The organism is Caballeronia choica (assembly GCF_001544535.1).
GTDB lineage: Bacteria > Pseudomonadota > Gammaproteobacteria > Burkholderiales > Burkholderiaceae > Caballeronia > Caballeronia choica.
Genome location: NZ_FCON02000443.1, coordinates 1 through 1,474, shown reverse-complemented (window position 1 = coordinate 1,474; position 1,474 = coordinate 1). Strand labels below are relative to the sequence as shown.

Below are 1,474 nucleotides of genomic sequence, written 5' to 3'. Positions count from 1 at the left end.
CCAGCAAGGCAGAACCAAGGGCAAACCCTTGTCTCGCCGTCACGCAGTGCGCTTTCCGGCTATTTTACGCATTAAACCCTTCACTGCTAATAATAACTATCAGTCAAGACATTTCAATAGCTTGTCTATTCCCGAATTCTAATCCTGGCAACTCGTATCAGCAGGACTACGCTTAATGGCACCCCCGGTGCGCCGCCGCATGCGCCTTACTTACATCACCGGCGCCGGGAAGAGGCTTTTAATGCTCCGTTCGTAGATATCGCGGCAAGGAAGCCGACCTTCCGGGGTGGACGCCAGGACCGTCGTGCCCCTCGCGCAAAAAAGAAACGCTGAACTATTTGCCGTGCGAAAACAGCCGCCGATCCCAGACAACCGGGCGCGGCACGGAAACGACGAATCGCAAAGCGTCGGAATGCGCAGGATTCACGAGAACGTTCCGCTCGGCGCGTGCGACGACTGAGGGAACCAGCAGCACAGCTAACCTCGCCTCCTCGAGCCAACGATCTCCAAACTGGCGCGCGATCCTGGCGTCCGTTCCGTCCCATCCTGCGGGCAAGTCGTCTGCTTCGACGCGCTCGATGTCAACGCCATCCGGCACCGTCGCCTCCAGTAGACGTGGTGGCGTGGTACTTTGCCGATGCGCGCGTGGACGAGCACTTCGAGCATCGCGCCAGCGAAGTTCAACGCGCCATAGATGACCTGGCGACCTGGACTGTTGAACCGGCCACCGACTAGCATAGCGCCCGTTCCGCTCCAGACGGGATGGCGACTGTCAGCGATTCGGAAGATCGTCAGCGAGACATTCCCGTGGGCTTGTCTGCTTCGTGTTGCCGTCACGCAGGGAGCCCGTAGAACAGTTTCCACAGGAGCTCTTCGACCCGCCGAGCGCCCAGTTTTGTGAATGCCACATCAAGTGGTGTGCGTCCCTCGAGCATGGGATGCGGCGCGTTCAGAAACTCCCGCGCATCGTCAACGCTGTCCCATACGTATTGCGCGGTCGCCACGACACGGGCGAGTCGCTCTGTTTTTTCCGCCACCTTGCCTTGCTCTTCGACAGCATTTCTGCATGCGATGCCGGCACCCTCGGCAACATCGAGATGCTGTTCGAATCTCCGCGCCAGTAGATCGAGGCACACGAAGCAGCGATAGAGGGTTTTACTGCGACACACGTGCGGTCACATGCGCCGAAGGAGCCATTCTTCGCGAGTCATCGAAAGCCTACTTGAAGATCGTTCTCAAGGCGCGGCCGCGGATAAACGCGGCACGCCATTTTGGCAACGTTTGCTCAGGCCGCCTGCGGGGCCCTGTCGAATACGCTCGCCACCGTCCTCACGCTGAACATTGAACCTACGGTTCCCGAAACTTACCGGGTCTTCTCGCCCCGGTCCAATCTGCTCCTAGTACAACATCCCCTAAATAGCTTTAATAATTAGCCTCGTTAATTATCGGGTTGCAAATACGGCTCCAGGAGCGT

At 58.3% G+C, this 1,474-nt stretch carries 1 protein-coding gene and 1 pseudogene; both read right to left on the bottom strand.

Going from position 1 to position 1,474, the window contains the following annotated elements; translation table 11 throughout:
• Positions 1-334 precede the first annotated feature (334 nt).
• Positions 335-837: pseudogene (locus AWB68_RS44830) on the bottom strand (RES family NAD+ phosphorylase).
• Positions 834-1,169 carry an MbcA/ParS/Xre antitoxin family protein gene (locus tag AWB68_RS50570; RefSeq protein WP_087650444.1) on the bottom strand — a complete coding sequence of 112 codons (336 nt, stop codon included), beginning with the start codon at positions 1,167-1,169 and terminating at the stop codon, positions 834-836. Before AWB68_RS50570 ends, AWB68_RS44830 begins: the two are co-directional and overlap by 4 nt.
• Positions 1,170-1,474: the final 305 nt, after the last annotated feature.